Source organism: Lawsonibacter hominis (assembly GCF_014287895.1).
In the GTDB taxonomy this organism is placed as follows: Bacteria; Bacillota; Clostridia; order Oscillospirales; family Oscillospiraceae; genus Lawsonibacter_A; species Lawsonibacter_A hominis.
This window is the reverse complement of record NZ_JACOPP010000017.1, coordinates 1-23068: the sequence shown is the minus strand read 5'-3', so window position 1 is coordinate 23068 and position 23068 is coordinate 1. Positions and strand designations below refer to the sequence as shown.

General features: G+C 56.2%; 26 protein-coding genes and 2 tRNA genes. 16 read left to right on the top strand and 12 right to left on the bottom strand.

The features are described 5' to 3' along the window. The first annotated feature begins 121 nt into the window (after positions 1-121). From H8S57_RS11725 to H8S57_RS11710, 4 genes are all read left to right on the top strand, one after another. The gene (locus H8S57_RS11725; protein WP_006575040.1) at positions 122-490 is read left to right on the top strand and encodes a cysteine-rich VLP domain-containing protein; all 369 of its coding nucleotides are present in this window, start codon (positions 122-124) and stop codon (positions 488-490) included. 137 nt (positions 491-627) lie between these two features. Further along, positions 628-1389, top strand: a complete 762-nt coding sequence (locus H8S57_RS11720; RefSeq protein ID WP_186908275.1) for a defense against restriction DarA-related protein — start codon at positions 628-630, stop codon at positions 1387-1389. Positions 1390-1399: 10 nt separating this feature from the next. Then, positions 1400-1564, top strand: coding sequence for a hypothetical protein (locus H8S57_RS11715; protein WP_186908274.1), 165 nt, complete (start codon positions 1400-1402; stop codon positions 1562-1564). Continuing rightward, entirely contained in the window at positions 1561-1908 is a 348-nt protein-coding gene (locus H8S57_RS11710) for a plasmid mobilization protein (protein WP_186908273.1), read from the top strand. The genes H8S57_RS11715 and H8S57_RS11710 overlap by 4 nt, the downstream gene beginning before the upstream one ends. 35 nt (positions 1909-1943) lie before the next feature. Here H8S57_RS11710 and H8S57_RS11705 read toward each other — a convergent pair whose 3' ends face one another. Continuing rightward, positions 1944-2531 carry a hypothetical protein gene (locus H8S57_RS11705; protein WP_186908272.1) on the bottom strand — a complete coding sequence of 196 codons (588 nt, stop codon included), beginning with the start codon at positions 2529-2531 and terminating at the stop codon, positions 1944-1946. 3 nt (positions 2532-2534) lie between these two features. Further along, complete coding sequence (locus H8S57_RS11700; RefSeq protein WP_186908271.1) at positions 2535-2960, bottom strand: TIR domain-containing protein; 426 nt, start codon at positions 2958-2960, stop codon at positions 2535-2537. A 172-nt stretch (positions 2961-3132) separates the two neighbouring features. On the opposite strand from H8S57_RS11700, the gene H8S57_RS11695 reads away from it, so the two are divergent. The 5 genes from H8S57_RS11695 to H8S57_RS11675 all read left to right on the top strand — a co-directional run bounded on the left by H8S57_RS11695 (position 3133) and on the right by H8S57_RS11675 (position 7373). After that, positions 3133-3423 (top strand): CD1845 family protein, encoded by a 291-nt coding sequence (locus H8S57_RS11695; protein WP_186908270.1) that lies wholly within the window; start codon positions 3133-3135, stop codon positions 3421-3423. A 147-nt stretch (positions 3424-3570) separates the two neighbouring features. Further along, positions 3571-4917, top strand: a complete 1347-nt coding sequence (locus H8S57_RS11690) for a relaxase/mobilization nuclease domain-containing protein (RefSeq protein WP_186908269.1) — start codon at positions 3571-3573, stop codon at positions 4915-4917. Positions 4918-5512: 595 nt separating this feature from the next. After that, positions 5513-6064, top strand: coding sequence for an RNA polymerase sigma factor (locus H8S57_RS11685; RefSeq protein ID WP_050618675.1), 552 nt, complete (start codon positions 5513-5515; stop codon positions 6062-6064). Further along, a complete protein-coding gene (locus tag H8S57_RS11680; protein ID WP_186908268.1) occupies positions 6054-7115 on the top strand; it encodes a hypothetical protein in 1062 nt (353 codons plus the stop codon). The genes H8S57_RS11685 and H8S57_RS11680 overlap by 11 nt, the downstream gene beginning before the upstream one ends. A 12-nt stretch (positions 7116-7127) precedes the next feature. Beyond that, positions 7128-7373 (top strand): cysteine-rich KTR domain-containing protein, encoded by a 246-nt coding sequence (locus H8S57_RS11675; protein WP_186908267.1) that lies wholly within the window; start codon positions 7128-7130, stop codon positions 7371-7373. A 53-nt stretch (positions 7374-7426) separates the two neighbouring features. Here the strand turns inward: H8S57_RS11675 and H8S57_RS11670 are convergent, their stop codons facing one another. Next, positions 7427-7777, bottom strand: coding sequence for a helix-turn-helix transcriptional regulator (locus tag H8S57_RS11670; protein WP_087271471.1), 351 nt, complete (start codon positions 7775-7777; stop codon positions 7427-7429). Positions 7778-8083: 306 nt separating this feature from the next. On the opposite strand from H8S57_RS11670, the gene H8S57_RS11665 reads away from it, so the two are divergent. The 3 genes from H8S57_RS11665 (at position 8084) to H8S57_RS11655 (ending at position 10820) form a co-directional block, all read left to right on the top strand. Then, positions 8084-8506, top strand: a complete 423-nt coding sequence (locus tag H8S57_RS11665; protein ID WP_186908266.1) for a sigma-70 RNA polymerase sigma factor region 4 domain-containing protein — start codon at positions 8084-8086, stop codon at positions 8504-8506. Positions 8507-8917: 411 nt separating this feature from the next. Continuing rightward, positions 8918-9130 (top strand): hypothetical protein, encoded by a 213-nt coding sequence (locus H8S57_RS11660; RefSeq protein WP_186908265.1) that lies wholly within the window; start codon positions 8918-8920, stop codon positions 9128-9130. A 121-nt stretch (positions 9131-9251) separates the two neighbouring features. Beyond that, positions 9252-10820, top strand: coding sequence for a recombinase family protein (locus H8S57_RS11655; RefSeq protein WP_369807618.1), 1569 nt, complete (start codon positions 9252-9254; stop codon positions 10818-10820). Positions 10821-10872: 52 nt separating this feature from the next. Here the strand turns inward: H8S57_RS11655 and H8S57_RS11650 are convergent. From H8S57_RS11650 to H8S57_RS11635, 4 genes are all read right to left on the bottom strand, one after another. Beyond that, positions 10873-10948 (bottom strand) — tRNA-Ala (locus H8S57_RS11650). Between the two features lie 196 nt (positions 10949-11144). Further along, positions 11145-11220, bottom strand: a tRNA-Ala gene (locus H8S57_RS11645). Positions 11221-11370: 150 nt separating this feature from the next. Continuing rightward, complete coding sequence (locus H8S57_RS11640; RefSeq protein ID WP_186908263.1) at positions 11371-12687, bottom strand: Ig-like domain-containing protein; 1317 nt, start codon at positions 12685-12687, stop codon at positions 11371-11373. A gap of 105 nt (positions 12688-12792) precedes the next feature. Beyond that, positions 12793-13980 carry an FtsW/RodA/SpoVE family cell cycle protein gene (locus H8S57_RS11635; protein WP_186908262.1) on the bottom strand — a complete coding sequence of 396 codons (1188 nt, stop codon included), beginning with the start codon at positions 13978-13980 and terminating at the stop codon, positions 12793-12795. Between the two features lie 168 nt (positions 13981-14148). Here H8S57_RS11635 and tsaE point away from each other — a divergent pair, with 168 nt between their 5' ends. From tsaE to upp, 3 genes are read left to right on the top strand one after another with little or no spacing between them, the layout of a single operon-like run. Then, positions 14149-14577: a tRNA (adenosine(37)-N6)-threonylcarbamoyltransferase complex ATPase subunit type 1 TsaE gene (tsaE, locus tag H8S57_RS11630; RefSeq protein ID WP_186908261.1), complete on the top strand. Its 429-nt coding sequence runs from the start codon at positions 14149-14151 to the stop codon at positions 14575-14577. After that, on the top strand, positions 14574-15284 hold the full coding sequence (gene tsaB / locus H8S57_RS11625) for a tRNA (adenosine(37)-N6)-threonylcarbamoyltransferase complex dimerization subunit type 1 TsaB (protein WP_186908260.1): 711 nt from the start codon (positions 14574-14576) through the stop codon (positions 15282-15284). The genes tsaE and tsaB overlap by 4 nt, the downstream gene beginning before the upstream one ends. A 10-nt stretch (positions 15285-15294) precedes the next feature. Then, positions 15295-15924 carry a uracil phosphoribosyltransferase gene (upp, locus tag H8S57_RS11620; RefSeq protein WP_186908290.1) on the top strand — a complete coding sequence of 210 codons (630 nt, stop codon included), beginning with the start codon at positions 15295-15297 and terminating at the stop codon, positions 15922-15924. 254 nt (positions 15925-16178) lie between these two features. On the opposite strand, the gene H8S57_RS11615 is transcribed toward upp, so the two are convergent. The 5 genes from H8S57_RS11615 to H8S57_RS11595 all read right to left on the bottom strand — a co-directional run bounded on the left by H8S57_RS11615 (position 16179) and on the right by H8S57_RS11595 (position 21910). Next, complete coding sequence (locus tag H8S57_RS11615) at positions 16179-17018, bottom strand: metal ABC transporter permease (RefSeq protein ID WP_186908259.1); 840 nt, start codon at positions 17016-17018, stop codon at positions 16179-16181. Next, entirely contained in the window at positions 17018-17788 is a 771-nt protein-coding gene (locus H8S57_RS11610) for a metal ABC transporter ATP-binding protein (RefSeq protein WP_186908258.1), read from the bottom strand. The genes H8S57_RS11615 and H8S57_RS11610 overlap by 1 nt, the downstream gene beginning before the upstream one ends. Then, positions 17785-18696 carry a metal ABC transporter substrate-binding protein gene (locus H8S57_RS11605; protein WP_186908257.1) on the bottom strand — a complete coding sequence of 304 codons (912 nt, stop codon included), beginning with the start codon at positions 18694-18696 and terminating at the stop codon, positions 17785-17787. Before H8S57_RS11605 ends, H8S57_RS11610 begins: the two co-directional genes overlap by 4 nt. Before the next feature lie 97 nt (positions 18697-18793). After that, positions 18794-19636, bottom strand: a complete 843-nt coding sequence (locus tag H8S57_RS11600) for a hypothetical protein (RefSeq protein WP_186908256.1) — start codon at positions 19634-19636, stop codon at positions 18794-18796. 27 nt (positions 19637-19663) lie between these two features. Beyond that, positions 19664-21910, bottom strand: a complete 2247-nt coding sequence (locus H8S57_RS11595; protein WP_186908255.1) for a hydratase — start codon at positions 21908-21910, stop codon at positions 19664-19666. Positions 21911-22145: 235 nt separating this feature from the next. On the opposite strand from H8S57_RS11595, the gene H8S57_RS11590 reads away from it, so the two are divergent. Beyond that, the gene (locus H8S57_RS11590; protein ID WP_186908254.1) at positions 22146-22901 is read left to right on the top strand and encodes an aminoglycoside adenylyltransferase domain-containing protein; all 756 of its coding nucleotides are present in this window, start codon (positions 22146-22148) and stop codon (positions 22899-22901) included. The last annotated feature ends 167 nt before the right edge of the window (positions 22902-23068 follow it).

The window sequence follows — 23068 nt, the reverse complement described above, 5'->3', positions numbered from 1 at the left end:
CCGACCCCGGCAAAGCCGCCTAGGGGCTCCCGGTGTTCCGGGTGTCCCTACTGGCGCGGGATTGGCTGCGTGTCCTGCTACCGGGAGCTTATGTGGGCCCCGGCTGGCGGGAGGTGACGGCTTGGCCCGTGAACTGACGCGCGAGGAAAAACGGGCGATCCGAGCCCTGGTAACAAAATGGTGTGCCAACTATGATCGGGAGTGCGGCTGCCTGCCCCTGGACTGCGAGTGCTATATGCTGGGGAAATGCTGGACGGGGGCGCTGTGCCGCTACTTTCGGGAGGCGGTGCTGCCCCTCGATCCGGCGCTGGAGGCCGCCCTCTTGACCGAGGGGCCCAGGCCGGATTTTAAGATTTGCCCTATCTGCGGCGGGCCCGTTGCCCCGGATCGGCGGCAGGCTTACTGCTCGGCGGCCTGTGCAAAGAAAGCCCACCGCCGCCAACAGCGGGAATATATGCGGAAAAAGCGGGGCTGGGGCGTTGACAATTAGGCCCTCGAAACCCGCTGATTACAAGGCTTTTCGGGGCCGCTTTTGGGGTGGGCCGTGTGTTTCTACGGCCTGCCCCTGTTTGGCCCGGATGCTGTCAACATCAAGGAGGTGTTATTCTGGAAGAAAATCAAGGCTATGTGATCCGCTGCACGATCCTGTTTGATAACAAATGCGGCTTTGTGCTGGGCGAAAACCCCAAGGCCCCTAACCCCTATGTGACATGGCAATTCAATGAGCAGGACGGACACCGCGACTTCTTTTGGGGCCACTACCACAACGAGCCCGATATGGCGGAACGGGATTTGCACAATCGGGCAGAGGACTATCAGCGGCGCTATCATGTGTTTGAGATAGAGCAGGCCCCGGATAAGGAAACCTACAAATACTACTCCACCCAGCGGCCCATCGACATCGGCACTTACCCGAACAGCTACTTTAACCGCCCTGTCCACATGGATTTGTACTTTACCCGACAGCAAGTGCCCGGTGAGTCGTTCCAGGCGTGGGGAGCCATCATCTATGCCCATCCCCTGACAGATCGGGAAATGCAGGACTATGAGCTTCGGCCCGCCCGTGAAAATTTGGACATTCGGAGGCAGATGGATGCCCAGGCCCAGGTGGTGGGGAAATGGGAGGATGCTCACCGTGTCCCGGATCAGAAACGGCTGACATGGTTTTACCCTGACTTCGGCAGTTATGTGGTGAAAGAATACATCACCCCGGAGCAACTGGCCGTTCGTGTCCACAGCATTGAACGCCAGGAGGTGGCGCGGGCTCACAAGGAGGCCAAACACCAGCCCCCGATTGCCGAACAACTGAAAGCGGCCCAACGGGAGGCCCAGGAGCAGCGGGCCCCGGACGGCCCTAAAAAGAAAGCCCCTGACCGGGGTGACAGATAGGAGAACTGTTATGGAAAAGAAGCGTGAACAGGATTTTGCCAACCAGGAGGCCCTGCGGCTCTCCGGGGTATTCAATACGCCGATCCCTGCCCAGCCCCCGAAACGGGAAAAGGCGCTGGACAAGGTAAAGGAGCCGCCCCGCGTCTGCCGGAGCCTGGAACGGGAGGAGCGGTGACAAAGAAACGCCGCCGCCCCATCCATCTCCATGTAATGGTGTCTGAGGAAGAGCAGGCGCTGATCCGGGAACGCATGGCCGAGGCGGGCATCCGCAACATGGGAGCCTATATGCGGAAAATGGCCCTCAATGGGTATGTGCTCCACGTTGACCTGTCACCCGTCCAGGAGCTGGTGTCGCTCCAGCGGCGGTGCTCCAACAATCTAAACCAGGTGGCAATCCAGGCGAATACCTACGGCGGCATTTACCCGGAGGAGATCAAAGCTCTGCAACGGGACTATGAAAAGCTGTGGCGGCCCCTTTCCGATCTACTGGAAAAGCTCTCCGCCGTTATCAATATGTAAGAGGGGGGATTTCTCCCCCCTCTTACACCCGTTTATTAGTTTTTATGGCGTGGGTGCATCATCGCTAAGTACATAATTGTTAGCACTGCTGTAAAACCGCAACACAGTGTATCAAATATTACGCTCCATAAATTGCTTGCTGTCCTAAATTCCATCCAAAGTTTTCCTATATTGATAATTATAATCAAAAGAGGGATAATCCATGTATAAAACATGGAAATTAGGTCCAAAACAATGGGATACTTTTCTAAATAGTTATCACTTTCACGTTTAAAGCAGGGTTCTTTCAACATGGTTGATATTTTATCTTCTAACACAGCAATATATTTATATTGACGTTCAATATAGATATTTGTCTGGTAATAGCGGATCATAATATATGATAGGGCAATCCAAATCGCAGATTGTAAAATTGCTATGCTAAAATCAACTGAGATATTATATTGTGAAAGGATATATTGTGATATACTTGCTGTTATTTTTTCGGGGAACAGTAGCATGGAAAAGTTGAGTAGTTCAAAAATGCAAAATACAACAAAAAGCGTACCTCTCTTTTTCTGCATATTGAGGCTTAGTTGCATTGTTTCTTTATAATGATCGTAGAGTAAATCAATCTTCTCCAATACTTAATAACCTCTTATAGCCTTGATAATAGCATCTTGAGTAAAACTATACACCCGTACAGCGTTTACGCCTTTCAATTCTTCCGGATATTCGTAGTGCGAGTTAATCTGAACAGCAATAATCCTTTTCCCAAGTTGTTTGGCTTTTGCAATTTCATAATTCTGCCAATTACGATAGCCAATTTCTCTCCAGTCCTTATGTAACTTATTTGCATCTTCGCCGACAATGACTATTACATAAGTTGCTTCGTTTATTTTTCTAGATAAAACATTTTTAACAACAGCTACACTATCCGTTTGAATTTCACTTGGAGATCTATCGTCACAAGTAAACTCAAATTCAGGATTTTTATCCCACATATTTAAAGCGTATTTGTAATGCCTATCTTTTTCAAAATCAAAAGAAACAAAGATCTTTTTCTTTGCCATGAACAATCACCCCTTATAAACTATATTAAGATAATTTTACCATTTTTCTGGGTTCACGTCAAATATTCTCTTTGCTTTATAAGGGCTTGGAGGCATCCTTGTTGGCCCTCTCCTGCGGAGTTATAATATACATATAGAGGCAAATAACGAACTTTTGTAGGAGGTATGAACGATGCGGACAATCATAAAAATTATCGCAGCCCCCTTTGTTCTGGCGCTGATGCTCACTGTGGCGGTGCTCTCGTTCCTCTCCTGCATAGCGGGGGCGGTGTGCTGGCTGGCGTGTACGGTTTTCGTCCTGCTGGCGGCCTGCGCCTTTTTTGCAGGGCTGCATACCGGGTGTATCGCCATGCTGGTGCTGGCGTTCCTGGTTTCCCCCTTTGGGCTCCCGGCCCTGGGCGGCTGGCTGGTGGAGCGCCTGTATGGTGTAAAGTATGCGGCGATGGACTTTATGGCAAGCTGATACTTCTGGACGCTTTGTCCAGAAGTTCCGGGCGGCGGGTGGAACAGACCGCCGCCCGTTTTTTCTGCTGGGAAAGGAGGTGCGGCTATCGCTACAACCTACATCCGGCCCTATAAGGTAGCCGCTGGGAAAACGGCCATCCAGACGATGGAGGAGCGGTTTGCCTATGGGCTCAATCCGAAAAAGCTGGGGGCCGTGTCTGCCTATCTCTGTGATCCGGCATCCGCCCCCGCTGAGTTCCTGCTGCTGAAAAGCCAGTACCAGGCGGAAACGGGCCGGGCCGTGGAGCGCGGGGCCCTGTTCTTTCAGATCCGGCAGGCGTTCCCGCCCGGTGAGGTCACGCCGGAGGAGGCAAACAAAATCGGCTATGAAACAGCCATGCGCTGGACAAAGGGCAAGTATCAGTTCTTTGTCTGTACCCACATTGACAAGGGCCACATTCACAACCACATCTATTACAACTCCACCGCCCAGGACTGTTCCCGGAAATTCCATAACTTCATTGGCTCCAGCTTTGCGGTGCGGCGGCTTTCTGACCGGGTGTGCATTGAGCACGAGCTGTCTGTCATTCAAAATCCGAAGCAGCACAGCAAGGGCCGCTTTCTCCACTATGGACAATGGATCGGAGAAAAGCCGCCCTCGGCCCAGCAGCGGGTGCGGCTGGGGATCGTGGCGGCTCTGGAGCAAAAGCCCGCCGACTTCCCGGCGTTTCTGCGACTCATGGAGGAGTCCGGCTTTCAAGTGAAGCAGGGGCGGGGCGGTGCAATCTCGTTCCTTGTGCCGGGGCAGGATAAGTACACCCGCCTGCGGGCATCCACCCTGGGCCCAGGTTTCGATCCCGATGACATCCGGGCGGCAATTGCCGGGGAGCGGCCCATCCCAGAGCTCCCCCAGGATAGCCCAGCCCCAGCCCGGCGCGTCAATCTGATCATCGACATTCAAGAACGCATGGCCCAGGGCAAGGGCCCGGCCTATGAGCGGTGGGCCAAAGTCTATAACATAAAGCAGATGGCCGCCGCACTCCTGTATCTCCGGGAGCATGGGCTTGCCGATTACGAGGCTCTTGTGGCAAGCACCGAGGCGGCGGTGGATCGGGCTCACAAGCTGGCCGAGGAGCTGCGGGACACGGAGGCCACCCTTTCCAAAACCTCCGAGCTCATGGGCGCGGTGGTGCAGTACGCAAAGACGCGGCCCGTGTTTGACGGCTACAAAGCGGCCCGGTATAGCAGAAAATATCTGGCCCAGCACGAGGCGGAGCTGGCAGACTACCGGATGGCAAAGGTGGCCATGAGTGAGCTTTTGGGCGGGGCAAAGCTCCCTAAAATGGACACGCTGAAAAAGGAGCACCGGGAACTCTCCGAAAAGAAAAAGGCCCTTTATGCGGAATACCGCAAGGCCCAGGCGGATATGCGGCAGGCCGTAGCAGTCAAGGCGAATATCGATCACCTGCTCGGCCACGCGGACGAGCAAAAAAATAAGGCCCAGGAGCGTTAGCGCCGGGCCACCGACAACAGGCGCTTGCGCCGGGACTTCTGGACAAAGTGTCCAGAAGTTCAGCGGGTTTGGGGAGCTCCCCAACAAGCATTTTCACGGGCCTGCGGCCTGTGAAAATTTCGGAGTGTGGCCACACCCGAATTGCTTGCCAAAATTGCAATGCCACACGCGCTATATATTCCATATATTTCCTCTTTAATTTTTGAAACTACGCACAGTTTTTATGTGATATTAGTGATGCGAGGCGATATAAAACAAATTCTGTCCTTATTGCAACAATCAACTTTATAAAGAATTTTCTTAAGCAACCATGGTAGATGGAGGGATACTGAATGGAAGTAGAAAAAGATCTGTGCGAATCATGGCGCGTATGGATTGACGAGGAAAATCACATTGTATCATTTCATACTACGGAAAACGGACTACCGTTAGAAATTACGAGCCGTGAACAATATCTCAAATTCATCGATGAATATTCCCAAAACTGCTACCGATTTCAGTAGCCGTCAAAAGCAAAAATTTTTGAAACCTAGCATCAAAATGGTGTGATATTATAAGCGAAAGCAGCTTTCAAAGACAGTTAGGAGCCTTTCTTATGAGAGAAGATGCCATATTGCATAAAATGCAAACCGGTGATCCGTCTGGGCTAGAATCACTTATGGATATTTACATACCTTATGTTTCTACTGTGGTATGGAATATTCTTCGCGGTGCTATGTCCCAGGAGGACGGAGAGGAGGTCGTATCAGATGTATTTCTGGCTGCATGGCAGCAATCATCCGAATTGAAACCGGGTTTTGTAAAAGGGTGGCTTGCTGCCGTTGCGAGAAATAAAGCAAAAAACAAGTTACGGAAGATGGGAAAAACTCTTCCACTAGAAGATGATTTTCTTGATATTCCCGGCCCCAATGATCCGCTGAATGATGTTGAGCAGGCCGAGGAGCAACAGCTCGTTCGTAAAGCAATCCAATCGTTGCCAGAACAAGATCAAGAGATTTTTTTACGATATTATTACTACGCTCAAACGATTCAAGAGATCTCCCTTAGCATGGCAATCAATGAATCAACCATCAAAACCAGGCTTAGAAGAGGTCGCGCAAAACTAAAAGAAATACTGACGAGGAAGGGATTTGTTAATGAAGCGTAATATTTCCGATTTGCTGGATTCATACCCGGTAGAGGGTTTGGATTTGGGCATTACTACTCCTTACTCCTCGTCACGGATTAAGGAGTTAACTATGAATAAAGTATCAATGAATAAACCGCGGAAACACGTCCGTCCACTTCGTTTTTTGGCGGTTGCAGCAATCATTTCTACACTTACTGTTTCTGCGTTGGCAGTTGGTCATGTACTCGGTGCGGGAGCGCTGCTTCAGAATTTCTTTGCTGAAAAGAATGGCTCTCTTTCGGATGGCCAGATTCAGGTCATTGACCAGATGGGAAAGACTTTTGAGAATGGTGTAACCAGCAACGGCACAACCATTACACCTATTGCAGCTCTGGCCGACGAAAACGTTTACTATCTCCGTCTCCAGATCAAGGCACCGGAAGATATGATTCTACCCGATTATGATAGCAAGACAGATGGATGCTACCAGCTTTTTGGGCCTGGTGAAGCATTGGAGCTTACCTTTGAGGATGGTGCCTATTCCGATAGTGGTTACATCCTCAAATGTGATTGGCTCCCTGATGAAAATCCCCAGGATAATTTGAAAGAAGTTGTTATCTGGATTGGAGCTCAAACCGGAACCGATGTCCGTTTCAATGACGAGGTGTCCAAGCAGCTTACCCTTCATGGGCTATGGCTTCAGACTCCCGAAAAGGAATATACTCAAATTCTGAGTGGAGAGTTTTCCTTCGACATTACCCTTTATAATGATACCGAGATACTCTCGCTGGATACGGCTGGCCTGACCTGGACGGATGAAGAATACGGATATACCAGTACGCTGGAGAACCTAACTCTTTCGCCTTTGAGCCTTACTTTCAGTTACTCCGCTACAGAACCTAACAACAACCGCATTGTTCCGTATGTCGGTCCCTTGGAAGTTGTCTTAAAGGACGGCTCCACAGTAGCTATTAGTGAGACTGCGGGTATGGAAGGCATGGAGTATTATGTGTTCGCCGCTCCGTTGGATCTGTCTCAGGTAGACTATGTGAAATACGGAAATCATCAAATCTCGCTTGAAGCCAACTGACCTTTTGAGGGTATGTATATTTCGTCTGATAGATCCCGCCGATTAACGCAGAGACACGACGGAATAGAACCAGTAAAAAACGATCAACAAGGCTCACTGTGGGTTTGCTGCCCAATTTGTGGTGGAAAGACACGAACAAAAATATTTGCAGATACTGTCCTTGTGAAATTCCCCCTTTACTGCCCTAAATGTAAAAAGGAAATCAGGGTAGATGTCGTACAACTGAAAATGGTAGTAAGCAAAGAGCCTGACACTTAGGCATGAAGAGCCTGCTTCCCCAATATAAGGGACGCAGGCTCTCTTTTTTATGATTAGCCAACCGTAGCAGCTGTTTTTGATCTCAATACAGACAGAATAGACTCTATCGCAGGTGCTAAAGCCTCTGCTTCTTCTTCGCTACATTCTTCTATCAAGAAGCGCAACCGGCGAATTGCTGGACTTTCACGACGCATTTCTGGATAGAAAATCTCTCTAGAGTCCATTTTCAACACACGTACAAGAGGGAAGAGCACTTCCATTTTAGGATTGCCTTTATAGTTCTCTATGTTCAGTACTGTACGCACATCAATATCTGCCGCTTCTGCAACTTGATTCTGGGTGAAACCAAGTTCAGCTCGCGCACGCTTTACTGCGTCGCCTAAAGGCCTAGAATAAGATTGCATTGTAATTCACCTCAAAAATATTTTACAATACACTCTTTTCTGACTAAATTCATCACAGTGCGCCTTTTTTAGGTATTACAATTCATTTGTTTGGTGAAGGGAGGTTTCGATGAATCCCAGGCCACTTTGGTTTTCTGAGTTGTCGAATGTGAATTTCAATGTTGCATAGAAGTTCGGTACGGAAAACAAAGTGTACTGCGATTCATATCAAGAAAAAAGAAACGAGTTGAGTTTCGATGCCGCTCTCCACCTTCCCCCGTTCAGATTGCCATTCACCCCCTAACCATCTGAACGGAGGAATTACAAATGACGACCATCAATCTGAAAGACTTTTACCCGTGGTACACCCACGATGAATACACAGAGGTTTCTGACGAAGTGGCCGAGGAGCTCATGGCCAGCAGGCGGCGCGAAGCCGCCCATACGGAACGGGCGCGCTACAACAAGGCTTATTATTCCCTGGATTGTGACGATGGGATCGAATATTCCGCCTGCCTGCACGAGCCCAGCCCCCAGGAACTCATGGATCGCAAGGAGTTGTTCTTTCGTCTGTGGAACGCCCTCAATTCTCTGCCGGAGATCCAGGGGCGCCGCGTGGACGCCTATTTGATTCTGGGCAAAAGCTACCGTCAGATCGCCCGCGAAGAGGGCGTAGACAAAAGCGCCGTCCGGCACTCGGTGGAGAGCGGTATCAAGCAGATGAAAAAATATTTGCAGGAAAATTTCTAATTGCCATCTCCATTTGGCCCCTTTTTTCTGGGGGTATATGAGAGGAGGTTCCTCTCCGCAAATGGACACCGGGGCCCCGATATAGCGTGGGGAGCTTAGCGGCGGGTGTCTGACACCAGCGCCGCAAGTGGGACAGGCCATCCCACGGCCACGATCCGCCGGGTCAGGCTGGCCGCCTGACCGTCCGGGCCGCCGCCCCTTTGCGCGGGGCCGTTGCGCCGAGTATTGCTGTCTAACGACAGGCCAAGGAAATGAGCGCGGCGGCCCCATCTTTAGACCTATGGACACTTTGTCCAGAAGTGAGGCAAGGAACAGGGCCAGCATCGGAAACGGTGCTGGCCCTGTTCCTTGCCCCACGGGACAACGGGGAGTTTGTTTATGTCAGTCCGTCCATGAGAGAGGAGGCCGTATATGCCAAAAGCAAATGCCGTTTTTGCCATTGATGGGTTTGAAATATCCGCCACCTTTGCAGAGTCACAAAACACAACGGCCATCGGGCAGGTCAAGCAGATTTTGCTTTCGTCCTTTGTGGCGCAGACCTCATCCCCCCGGCCCGGAGTCATCCTTGTCAAGCCCTCGGAACAGAGGGATAATAATGGTGGGGGTAGTCCCTATGCACCTTGACAAGTTCAAAAATCCTGCGTACAAAAAGCCTCTTTTCACCTGCCTAAATGACATTTGAAAGGATGGCTTATACATGGAAAATCAAATGATAACTGGCACTCGCGTTGATTGTTTATACCGGGTGTCTACCGATAAGCAGGTGGATCACAACGATAAAAACCAGGCCGACATTCCCATGCAGCGGAAAGCCTGCCACGCCTTTTGTGAGAAAATGGGCTGGACAATTGTTCACGAGGAACAGGAGGACGGCGTTTCCGGTCACAAGGTACGGGCGGAAAACCGGGACAAGCTGCAAATCATCAAGGAACGGGCTCGGCAGGGCAAGTTTGATATTCTGCTGGTGTTCATGTTTGACCGCATCGGGCGGATCGCGGATGAAACGCCCTTTGTGGTGGAATGGTTCGTCAAGAACGGCGTCCGGGTCTGGAGCACCCAGGAGGGCGAGCAGCGGTTTGACAACCACACCGACAAACTCACCAACTACATCCGGTTCTGGCAAGCGGACGGTGAAAGCGAAAAAACCTCCATACGTACCAAAACTGCCCTGGGGCAGCTTGTGGAGGATGGAGGCTTTAAGGGCGGCGTCGCCCCCTATGGCTATGACCTTGTGAAAAGCGGGCGCGTGAATAAGCGCAAGCATGAGGTCTACGAGCTGGCTCTCAATGAAACCGAGGCCGCCGTTGTCCGCATTGTCTTTGACAAGTATGTGCATGAGGGCTATGGGGCCCAGCGAATCGCCACCCACCTGAATAACCAGGGCTACCGGGCCCGGAGCGGCAAGATGTGGTACCACGCCACCATCCGGGGCATCCTCTGTAACCTGACCTATACCGGCGTACTCCGCAGCGGGGAAAGCCGCTCCCCGGTGCTGCCCCACCTGCAAATCATAGAGCCGGAACTGTTTGAGGAGGCCCAGCGGATTCGTACTAACCGGGCCAATGAAACGGAGCGTACCGTTCCCCGCAACATCGCGGGCCAGTCGCTCTTGTCCGGGAATGTGTACTGCGGCCATTGTGGTGCCCGGCTCAACCTCACCACCAGCGGCAAGGCCTATCCCTGTAAAGAAGATCCCCACCGGGTAATCAAGCGGGTGCGGTACATCTGCTATGGCAAAACCCGCAAGCAGACTGACTGCGACGGGCAGACGGGCTACACGGCACATATCCTGGACAGGATCATCGACAAGCTGGTGCGGCAAATCTTTGAGCGCATGAAGGCAATCCCGAAAAGCGAGATTGTCAACGCTCGCTATCGGGAAAAGATGGAAGAACGAAAAAATCTGCTCCGCTCCATTCGGGTCGACTACACCAAGGCAGCCGATGAACTGGATATGCTCAAAGCGGAAGTCATCAAGGCTCTGCGAGGGGAAAGCACCTTTTCCAAAGACCTGCTAGGCTCTATGGTGTCCGAGGCTGAGGCCAAATGCACCGAACTACAAAAGCAGTTTGAGGACGCACAAGCCGCCTATGAGGAAGGGCAGACCGTTTTGCACTCCCTGGAGGAGCAGTACGACAATGTAATCTCCTGGGCAGATCTTTACGACACGGCCAGCCTGGAGGCAAAGAAAATGATCGTCAACTGCCTGATCCGCCGGGTGGAGGTCTATCGGGGCTATAAGCTGCACATTGATTTCAACATTGATTTTACGCAGTTCAGCCTGGGACTGGACATCGTAGAAATCGCCGCATGAAAACAAAACCTCGCTTCCTTTCGGAAGCGAGGAAAAGTTCTTTCCCTTGATATGGTGGAGATAAGCGGGATCGAACCGCTGACCTCTTGAATGCCATTCAAGCGCTCTCCCAGCTGAGCTATACCCCCAGATGTGGGAAAGAACGTTTATTTAGTTTTGTTGAGGGGTGCTGTTACACGCTTGTACCGCGCTCCCAGCTGAGCTATACCCCCAAATAAAAGGGTGTGCTGAGTATTTCTTATTCAATTTTTCTGAGGGGTGTGTAACCGCTTCAACCGGGCTCCCAGCTGAGCTATACCCCCAGATACGATATTCAGTTGTAATTGGTGGAGATAAGCGGGATCGAACCGCTGACCTCTTGAATGCCATTCAAGCGCTCTCCCAGCTGAGCTATACCCCCACATGACGTTCGGCGCACACCGTTTTCTCGACCGAACGCATATTATTTTAGCAAATCCCCGTAGGTTTGTCAACACAATTTCACGATTTCTTCCCGCAATTTTTAAAAATGGGGAGCGCGACCCTGCCGCACTCCCCATTGGGAACGTCTTCACCACTGAAGCCAGCCGCCGTTGTCCCGATTATCCATCAGTTCCAGCGCGGCACACAGCATTTGTGCAGCCTCGCCGCGGGTCAGGACTTCCGACAGGGCCTGTGCGCTGCTTCCATTCACCGGAAGCACGCCGCAGGTGGCCAAATTTGCCGCCGACTGGCTGGCCCAGGTCGGAACGGCATCCGTATCCATCGTAGGCGCGCTCACATCGGTGACCTGGAGAGCCCGATCCAGCAGGACCGCGGCCTCGGCACGGGTGATGCCGTCTCCGGCGTTGAAGACCACCCGTCCCTGCGCATCCCGGCTCCCCTGAACCAGCCCGGATTTTAAAGCGGAGGATACATAGCCCTTGGCCCAGGTCGGGATGGCGTCATCGTCATAAAAGCCGGTACGCTCCACCCCCTCCAGTACTTTCGCTCCGGCGCACTCCATGGCCATAGCCACGAACTGGCTCCGGGTGACCGGCGTGTCCGGCTGGAAGAAATACTGCGCGCCCATACGCTCGCCCACAAAAATCCCCTCCTCCGCCAGGCGGATAGCGGCTTTGTGCGCGGGATGGCCCGAGAGATCCGCGTAGGTGACCTTCGTATCGGCCTTCGCGATCCGGATCTTGACCGTGGCGGGATCGGAGGAGTTGCCCACGGTATCCACCGCCACATACGTGAAGCTGTCCTTTCCCGTCTTGTTTTCGTAGGGCGTGTAGACAAACTCGCCGCTCCCATCCTCCGATAGGGTCACGGCGCCTCGGGCAGGTTTGCCGACGATGTGGAACGTCAGCAGATCCCCTTCCGGGTCTACGGCGGCAAACTGTGCGGTAATCGCTACATTTTTATAGGTGCTCAATTCCAGATTTTCTGCAATCGGCGCGCTGTTTTCCGCTGCAAGCAGATAGAGACCCACACTCACGCCGCTCCCCTGCCGGCCGTCGGAAAAGATCGGGACAAAAGAGAATGCGGCGGAGGAGACTGTGGCCGCGGCCAGGGGCGTAAAGCGCAGTCCGTCCACAGCGTTCATCGTCACCACGTCGCCTATGCCCACCGCCTGTCCGCCCAGTGTGAGGGCGCCGGCCGCCGGGTCGGGCAGCGAGCTGATGACGATGGAGTCCAGCGTGGTCTTACCGTCCTCCACACGAAAATCCGCTTGTGTGAAGGAGATGGCGCCGGTAACAGGGCCGTTTTTGGAGAAAGCGGCTACGGTAGGAGCCGCCTCCTCATTGCGAAAGAGAAGCGCGGACGCGGGAAGCGACGCGGAGAGCAGGACGGCCGCCAGTGCCGCCGCGGGGAGCGCACGGCGCAGAAGAACACGGTGTTTCAAGGGAATGACCTCCTTATTTGGTAGAGACTGTAGTCATAGTCTTTGCCAAAGAAAGGAGAATATGCAGCCGGGGCGCACGGAGGATCTCCGTGCGCCCCGGTCGTGTCAAATCCTGCTGCGGTCCCGCAGCCAGCTGGGCAGGCTGCGCATCTTGATGCTGGAAACCACGCCCATGGCGGCGTACATGGTAACGATGGAGGAGCCTCCATAGCTGATGAACGGCAAGGTCAGCCCTACGACCGGGAACACATACAGGCACATGCCCACATTGACGCCGACCTGTACCATCAGCATGCCCGCATAGCCCATGGCGATCAGTGCCGATTGGGGGGAACAGGCCCTCCGGGCCACCCAGATGCAGCGCAGGATGATGGCCGCCAGGATCAAAAGCAGCAGCAGGCAGCCGGCCAGGCCAAACTCCTCGCCGCAGACCGCGAAGATCTCATCGGTCTCACGGGCGGGCAGGGAGCTCTCGTAGACGCTCTGGGTCTGGATCCCCTGGAGATAACCCAGGCCGGTAAGCCCTCCGCTGCCGATGGCCAGAATGCTGCGATACTGCTGCCAGCCCGCGCCCTGGGTCTGCTCCCAGAGAGTCTCCGTATTGCCCCGCAGGCGGTCTACCACCACCAGGATGCGCTTGGCAAAATATTTGTCGCTGATGTGGGGCCAGATCACCGCCACCGCGATCACACCCAGGATCACAGCCAGCAGAAACCAGCGCTTTTTCACCCCGCCCGCCCAGGCCATGATAACGAAAATCAACAGATACGTCAGGCCCATGCCAAAATCCCCGGAGGTAACGGCAATGAGGGCGAACATGAACAGGGTGTGTCCCGCCAGCTGGAACACAGACCAGGGGCGGCTGATTCCCCGTTCGCCCAGGCGGGTCATCTGCCAGGCCAGCAGAAGAACAAAGGTGAGCTTGGCAAGCTCCGCAGGCTGGAGATTCACCGGAAAGCCGGGGATGTGGACCCAGCTGCGGTTGCCGCCCACCTCCACCCCCAGCGGCGTGCGGACCAGCACGTTGATGGCGGCGTTGAACAGGAGCATCAGCTTCCAGGATTTTTCCGTAAAAAGCTCAATATCCACCGACGACATGACCACGTAGACCAGGATACCCAGGAGGATGGCCGCAGTCTGGACGATCATGTTGCGGTTGCGGTTGAACTCCAGGTAGCGGGTGGCGCTGTAAATCAGGACCAGGCCGTATCCGCTGGCGAGGATACACAGGCAGAGCAGCAGCAGGTCTCCTTTGCGGAAAAATGCACGGATGGAATCAGAAAACCAGGACAACCGCTCTCACCTCCCTTTTCTCTGGACTGCGGACTGCGCGTTGGGGCTGTACCGGGATCAGCGCTTCCGGCTTTGGATCGGAAAGCGGATTTAGTTTATCATCTTTTTTGCATTTGGTAAACGGGTGTGGTACAATATTTAAGTTAAATTTCACATTTGAGGTGTTCCATGGAATATCGATCCAATTCCCCCGGGGAAACCGAGGCGCTCGGCGCGGCTTTGGCCAAACTGCTTTGGCCGGGCGCAGTGGTGGCCTTTACCGGGGACCTGGGGGCGGGCAAGACCGCCTTTGTACGCGGGATGGCCCAGGGCCTTGGTGTGGCCGGGCGGGTGACCAGCCCCACCTTTACCATCGTCAACGAGTATGAGGGCGGCCGCCTGCCTCTCTTCCACTTCGATCTGTACCGTCTCGCCTCCTCCGACGAGCTGTTTGAGATCGGCTGGGAGGACTATCTCCGCCGGGGGGGCGTGTGTGCGGTGGAGTGGAGCGAAAACGCCGCCGGCGCGCTGGAGAGAGACACCGTCCGGGTAGACCTGCGCCGGGGCGCGGAAGACGGACAGCGTGTGATCACGATCCAGGGGGTGGATGGAATATGAAGATACTGGCTCTGGAGTCCTCTGCCGCGGCCTGCTCCGCGGCCTTGTGCGAGGACGAATTTTTGCTGGCGCAATCCTTCCAAAACAGCGGCCTGACCCACTCCCGCACCCTGATGCCCATGGTACAGTCCATGCTGGAGCACTGCGGCCATACCCTGGCGGAGGTGGACGTAGTGGCGGTAGCGGCCGGCCCCGGCTCCTTTACGGGGCTTCGGATCGGCGTATCCGCAGCAAAGGGTCTGGCCTGGCCCGACGAAAAGCCCTGTGCGGCCTGCTCCACACTGGAATCCATGGCCTGGTGCCTGGCTCACACCGGCATGGAGCTCTGCGCCGTGATGGACGCCCGGCGCAATCAGGTCTATAACGCCCGCTTTCGCTCCACCGGCGACGGCCTCCTCCGCCTGTGTCCCGACCGTGCCGTCGCCCTGGCCGAACTGGCCGAAGAATTAAAAACCAGCGGAAAACCGCAAATTTTGGTTGGAGACGGCGCGGTTTTATGCTATACTACCCTCAAGGAATCGGGGCTGGACGTCCGCCTGGCGCCGCCGCATCTGCGTTTCCAGAGCGCCTGGGGCGTTGCCCGCTGTGCGCTGGAGCAGGTCAGGACGGGGCGGCTCACCGACGCGGCGAGCCTCTCACCGGACTATCACCGGCTCTCCCAGGCCGAACGGGAGCGGCTGGCAAAAGAACAAAACAAAGGGGAATAGCGCCATGAACATGGAAAAGGTACACATTCTGGATCACCCGCTGCTCCAGCACAAGCTCTCCATCCTGCGAGATGAGAACACCGGCGTCAAGGACTTCCGCGAGGTCGTCTCCGAGATCGCCACCCTGATGTGCTATGAGGCCACCCGCGACCTGCCGCTGGAGGACGTGGAGATCAAGACGCCCATCACCACCGCTACCTTCAAGAGCATCGCCGGCAAAAAGCTGGCCATCGTTCCGGTGCTGCGGGCCGGTCTGGGCATGGTGGACGGCATCCTCACCCTCATCCCCTCCGCCAAGGTGGGCCACATCGGCCTTTACCGGGACCCGGAGACCCTGGAACCGGTGGAATACTACTGCAAGATGCCCACCGATATCGCCGAGCGCGACGTGATCATCCTGGACCCCATGCTGGCCACCGGCGGCTCCGCCTCCGCGGCCATCCAGTTCATCAAAAACTACGAGGTCAAGCACATCAAGCTGATGAACATCATCGCCGCCCCCGAGGGCATCGAGCGGGTGCGCCACGATCATCCCGACGTGGAGATTTACTGCGCCGCTCTGGATGAAAAGCTCAACGACCACGGCTACATCGTGCCCGGCCTGGGCGACGCGGGCGACCGCATTTTCGGTACAAAATAACACACGCCAATCCCAAAAACGGCCGGACAGCAAATGCTGTCCGGCCGTTCCGCTTGTCGAAAACGCCTCCTGCAGGAGCGCCTCGCGGAGCTTCGCCGTCACCTCCGCGCCGGGAGGCGCCCTGCGGCGGCTGCGCTGCGAAACGCGCCTGCGGGTGCAGGCAGGCGGCGCAACAACCTCAGGCCCCCTTTTTCCGGTACGCCGGGCTCCCGGGCCGGCGCAGGTCCTCACGCTGCGGCCCGAGACATCACGTCTTACATCCGCCGCTTCCGGAACAGGAAGGTCACGGCGAAGAAGGCCGCCAGATACAAGGTGATGGAGGCCCCGGCGGAGGCGCCGATATAATAGGAGGTCATCAGTCCCGCGATTCCCGCCGCAACGGCTCCTAGGAGGGAAAACAGGTGGTACTGCCGCATATTCTTCGCCAGATTGCGCCCCGCCGCCGCTGGGAGCACCAGCAGAGCGTTAATGACCAGCAGTCCCACCCAGGTCATGGCCACCGTGACCACCACGGCGATGGCGGCGGAAAAGACCGCCTCCTGCCAGAAGACCTTGATCCCGCGGCTGTCCGCCAGGGCGGGGTGCACCGAGGCGAGCATCAGCTGGTTGAAGGAGCATACCCACAGCACCACGACCACGGCCAGGATGACGGCCAGAAGGGCGATCTTCCCCGCCTCCACGCTGAGGATATCGCCGATGAGAATGCTGTTGAATCTCGTAAAGCTGCCTCCATTGAGCGTCGCGATAAAGATGCCCAAAGCCACGGCTGTGGAAGAAAAGACGCCGATGACCGTATCGCTGGCCATATTGGACTTGCGCCGGACATAGGTGAACAGCACGGCAAAGACCAGCGCCAGCAGGACCGCGCACCACATGGGGTCGCTCAGGCCGCACAGCACGCCCACGGCGATGCCGGTAAAGGCCGAATGCCCCAGCGCATCGGAAAAGAAGGACATGCGGCTTTCCACCACCATGGTGGAGAGCAGGCCGAACAGGGGCGAGATGACCAGCACCGCCAGCAGGGCCGAGCGCATAAAGCCGTGGTCGGCCCACTCAAAGGGCAGCAGGTCCATCAAAACGTTCCAGACGCCCATCAGCGCGTCCCCCCCTTCCCCAGGTCCAGGTGGAACACGGCGCGGAATTCCGGCGAGGAGAGGACCTGCTCCGGCGGCCCCACCCGCAGCACGGAATTTTTCAGCAGGATCACCTGGTCGGCATACTGATCCAGCGTGGCAAAGTCGTGGGTGGACAGCAGGATGGACAGGTCGTACTGGCTGCGGATCTCGTCCAGCATATCCAGCAGTTGGCGCTCCCCATCGATGTCCACCCCAGAGAGCGGCTCGTCCAAAATGAGGATATGGGGCAGGGGCTCCAGCGCCAGGGCCAGCAGCACCCGCTGCAGCTCGCCGCCGGAGAGCGCGCCCAGGCGTTTGTCGATCAGGCTGTCCCCATGTACCCGCGCAAGGCACTCCAGCACCCGTGCGCGCAGGCGTCTGGGCGTGGGCAGAAAGACCGGCCAGTCCGAAATGGCGGCGGAGAAAAAGTCCAGGACGCTCACCGGGTCCCCCCGGTCGAAGCTGGGGGACTGGGGCACATACCCGATCAGGGGCCGCGCCCTGCCGCCCCCCGCGCGCTGGAACACGATGCTCCCGCTGTGGGGCACCTGTCCCAGAATGGTGCGGAACAGGGAACTCTTCCCCGCCCCGTTGGGGCCGATCAGGGCCACGATCTCCCCGCAGTGAAGGTGAAAGGACACGTTTTGGAGCACTTCTTCCCCGCCGAAGTGCACACCCAGCCCCTCCACCTTCAGGCAGCAGGCGCCCGCGCAGCCGCTTCCCGCGTTTTCGTGCTTGCGTACGCTCATCCCAATGCCTCCACGATGGTGTCAAGGTTCTTCTGCATGGCGTCGAGATAGGGCTGCATGCCCGTGCCGTCGCCGCTCATGATCATGTCCAGCGCATACACCTCACAGCCGGTCTCCCGGGCGATGGCCTGAGCGGTGGCGTCGGAGCCGTTGACCTCCGTAAAGATCGCGGGGATATCGTACTCCTCCACGAGGGAGACGATCTCCTTGATCTCAGCGGCGGAGGCCTCGCTGCCCTCCTCCTCCTCGATGGCCTTGAGCAGATCCAGGCCGAAGGCCTGGGCAAAGTACCGGAAACCGTCGTGGAAGGTGATCAGGCCATTTCCCTGCAGGGGCTCCATCTGCTCCTGCCAGCGCTGTCTGGCCTGCTCCAACATGTCCTTTGCCGCCAACTGTCCGGTATGGAATTCTCCGTGAGAGGCCCAGTCGTCGCCGTAGACCAGCTCCCCCAGCCCCATAGAGATGGCGCTGAGCATCCCCTGGACATAGCTGGGATCCATCCAGATGTGGGGATCGTACTCGGTATCGTGGTCATGGCCTTCGTGACCCTGGGCGGGCAGCAGCTCGACGCCCGCCGAGCAGTCGATCACGGGCGCGTCCGAGGCGGCCAGGGCGTCATCCATGAAGTCCTCCAGCCCCGCGCCGTTCCTGACGATCACGTCGGCCCTCTCGATGGCCTTCATGTCGCCGACGGTAAGGGTATAGTCGTGCAGGCAAGAGGTCTGCTGGTTGACCAGCAGACTCACCTCCACCCCCTCCACCCCCTCGGTCACCGCCGTGGTGAAGAGGTAGACCGGGTAGGTGGTGGCCAGCACATGGAGGGTATCGTCCTGCTCCGGCGCGGCGGGCGCGCCGCAGGCGGAGATGAGCAGCGTCAGGGCCAGGAGCGGCCCAAGGATCTTTTTCATAGAGTTCTCCTATTCCAAAAAGACGGTATGCCGGGCCGCATGGCCCGGCATACCCTATTATACCGCGTTTTCCGCGTCCTGTAAAATGATTCTTGGCCTACCGGGCCAAAAAGGACACGGCCAAGTGGAGAGGCAGGTAACCCACAGCATAGCTGGCCGCATTGGCGCACACGGCATATCCCACCCGCCGGCCCGTGCTGTGCTCCTGGAGGAGGATGCGGTAGGCCACGATCTCCACCACGAGGACGATCGCCTCCAAGGGGAGTATCATCAGATAGTAGAAGTAGTGTCCCCCCGTGGCCATCATGGTGGAGCCCAGCGCCGCATGGAGCCCCAGCTGGGTGGCTAGGTTGACCAGAGCGAACACCAGCCAGTCCTGCCGGCTGCGGAAGCCGAACAGCCACAGCAGCGCCCCCTCCACCAGCAGGGTGGGAATGAGGGTGGAGAGGAACTGGGTCAGGTAGAAGCCCACCGTGGAGGTGGCCTTCGTGATGGTGTTGGTGGCCCAGTTGTAGGTCAGGTGGGTATAGAACACCGTACGGGTGAAGGAGCTCTCCGTGGCCTGGGCCCCCTGGGCGGATGAGACGGCGATGCGGAAGGTCCTGGGCAGGCCGTGGTAGGTGAAGCGGTGGGTGCCGTCCTCCCCCGGCGTCAGGTCACCGAAGAGAGGTACATCCGTGCCCTCCAGCAGGGCGGGCCACCACCCCTCCCCCTCCCAGCTCCGCAGACCGTCCAGCAGGGTGGGGTCGTAGTCCTCGGGGTCGATGTTGGGATAGTCCCCCGGGTCTTGGATCAGCAGATCCAGGTAGTAGTCCCCCGCCGGGGCGTTGACCACGGTGATGGTCACCGCAGGCTTGGGGCCCGTGTCGGCGGAGGCGCTGACCGGCAACACCGCCAGGCAGAGCAGGACGCAGAGGAGGAGACGCTGGATACGCTTCATAGGGGCCTCCTTTCCGAACGGAAGGCTTTACTTGGCGTAGTAGTTGATCAGGCAGCCGGCCAAAACGATATCCCGCTCCTCGCGGGTCATGCCGGGGAGCTTGAGGGTGACGTGCTTTTCCGCTCCGTGCTGGATCAGGGTAGCGTCGATCTCCTCCGCCCCGCCGTCCACGGCGGCCCGGACACTGGGGATATACAGCTTGTCGCCGGGCTGGATATCCCAGTCCTTCACACCTTCGGCGATGAAGGGCAGCATGCCCCAGTTGACCACGTTGGAGCGGTAACGCTTGGTGGCATACTCGGCGGCCAGGTTGGCCGCGCCGCCCAGCACCCGCTGGCAGGAGGCGGCCTGCTCCCGGGCGGAGCCGTCGCCGGGCTTGAGGGCCATGACCAGGGAGCCCAGTCCAGTGGCGGCGGGGTCGTGGCCCATCAGGGCCTGCCGGACCTCAGGGGCGGCGGGGTCGGCGCGGCGCAGGCGCTCCACCGCCAGCACCTGTTTGGCCCGGGGCACATACTGGGGATCCTTGCGGCTCAGGGCAAACTCGGAGAGCTTGATGGGGTTGGAGCGGTAAGAAGAGGTCTCCCCGGAGGGGATGAGCTCATCGGTGGTGGTGACCGGATCGTAGATGGCCGAGCACACGGTCAGCAGCAGGTTTTCCGGCAGGGCCACCTGCTCCGGCCAGTCGGCGATGTTGGGGCCGAACACCAGCTCCTGCGCCGGATCGGGTTTGCCCACGCCGAAATAGACCCGTGCCTTGTAGGGCGTGTCGTCATAGGCGAAGGGCTCCACCGCCGGGTCCGCCGGGATCTCGGGCAGCTCGTCCGCGCCGGTGAGCACGCCGCCGTTCCGTGCGGTGGCGGCAATGCTTCGCGCGTCCATCAGCGCCACATAGGACACCTGTCCATCGGAGGGCTTGCTCCCCTCCCGGTTGGGGAAATTCCGGGTGGAGTGCCGGATGGAGAAGGCCCCGTTGGCGGGCACGTCCCCCGCGCCGAAGCAGGGGCCGCAGAAACAGGACCGGATGGACGCGCCGGCGGCCATAAGGGAGGCGATATACCCCTTGCGGGTCAGCTCCAGGTTCACCGGCTGGCTGGTGGGGTAGACGGACAGCCAGAACTCATCCGAGCCGATGGCGTGGCCGTCCAGGATCTGGGCCGCCCGGACGATATTCTGGTACGTGCCGCCGGAGCAGCCGGCGATGACGCCCTGATCCACCCGGAATTTGCCGTCCACGATCTTCTCCCGCAGAGAGGCCGGCCTGTGCTTGAGGCCCAGCTGCCGCACGGCATCCTCGTCCACCTGATGGAGCAGCTCGTCCAGATTGGCTTTGAACTCCCGGATGGTATATGCGTTGGAGGGGTGGAACGGCAGAGCGATCATGGGCTCGATCCGGTCCAGCGCCACCTCGATGACTCCGTCATAGTACGCGCCCTCGGCCGGCGCCTGACGCTGGTACGCGTCCCCGCGGCCCAGTACGGTCAGATGGTCCCTGAGGGTGTCGTCGGTCTCCCACACGGAGGACAGGCAGGTGGTCTCGGTGGTCATCACGTCGATCCCGGAGCGGTAATCCATGGACAGGCTCTTTACGCCCGGTCCAAAGAACTCCATGACGGCGTTCTTCACCACGCCCTGCTGGAAGGTGGCCTTCACCAGCGCCAGCGCCACGTCCTGCGGGCCCACGCCGGGCCGGGGCGCCCCGGTGAGGTAGATGGCGATCACCTTCGGATAGGCGATGTTATAGGTTTTTTTCAGCAGCTGCCGGGCCAGCTCGGGCCCGCCCTCGCCGATGGCCATCGTCCCGTAAGCGCCGTAACGGGTGTGGGAATCGGATCCCAGGATCATTTTGCCGGGGGCGGCGTAGCGTTCCCGCATATAGGAGTGGATCACGCTCTGGTGGGCGGGGACGAACTCGCCGCCGTACTTCTTGGCGGCGGACAGGCCGAAGACGTGATCGTCCTCGTTGATGGTACCGCCCACGGCGCACAGAGAATTGTGACAGTTGGTCAGCACATAGGGCACCGGGAATTCCGTCATGCCGGAGGCACGGGCCGTCTGGATGATGCCCACATAGGTAATGTCGTGGGAGGCCATGGCGTCAAATCGGATCGCCAGCTCTTCCATGCCCCGCGCCGTGTTGTGCTTGGACAGGATGGCATAGGCCATGGTCCCCTTTTTGGCTTCCTCCGGTGCGGGCAGCCCGGCGGCGGGGCCTTCCCGGGCCGGGAGAAAGGCGCCGTTTTTGTAATAGACGCCCTCGCGCTTACTGTTCAGCATATCGGTTCCCTCCAGGTGTGATTGCAAGATACTTTATCATAGCAAATTTTTGCCCAAAACGCAAGGGACGCCGCTTCTCTTTTCTCCAGCTTAAAATCTCCGGCGATTTGACCAGCTATTGAAAATAGTTTGCCTGCATGATAAAATACATGTAGGTGTCAAAAAGTTACAAATCAGAAGTTGACGGAGATATTTTAATGGTTAGAGAAGTGTTAAGTAAGGCAGGTAAACAAGCATGGATACATTGCAGATAATTACAGAAAAAATCGTGAAGCACAGTAAAGATATTTTAGGAGATAATCTGGTAGGAATATATCTTCATGGTTCGGCAGTGATGGGCTGCTTCAATGCGAAGACAAGTGATATTGATTTGCTTGTTGTGATTAATAGTGATATGTCTGATGAAGAGAAATGTCGATACATGAATATGGTTGTGGAACTAAATACTTTCGCGCCAACCAAGGGTATCGAATTAAGTATTATCAAGAAGTCTGTCTGTAAGCCTTTTGTATATCCCACACCCTTTGAATTACATTTTTCTGTTGCTCATTTAGAGTGGTATAAAAATAATCCTCGTGATTATATCCTGAAAATGAACGGAATAGACAAAGATTTGGCGGCTCATGTAATGATTATCTATCATAGAGGTCTGTGCCTTTATGGCCAAGAAATAAGTACTATTTTTGAAGATGTTGGTCGAGAGGTATATTTTGACAGTATTTGGAATGATATTGAACAGGCAGAAGTAGAAATTATTGAAAACCCTGTTTATATAACACTTAATCTGTGTAGAGTTTTGGCATATAAACAAGATAATCTGATTTTGTCAAAGCAAGAAGGGGGAAAATGGGGATTGGTGCATGTTTCCGAAAAATATAGCAAATTAATACAACAGGCGCTTGATGAATATGCATCCGTTAGCATTATGGAATTTGACGAAAAAGAAGCTATAGAATATGCAAAATATATGGTTGGGCATATTACAGCTTGACAAATCCCAGTTTGTAGGGGCAGCTTCGGCTATGAAGCTGCCCCTGTTGATAAGGTAAAATAAGTTGCGCAAATATAAAAGAGGATAAAAAGAGACATGGTTTGCAGAACTCTGGTAGAATGAAGTTGCGACACACCATTCTGAAAGGAGTCTGTAAACCATGTCCG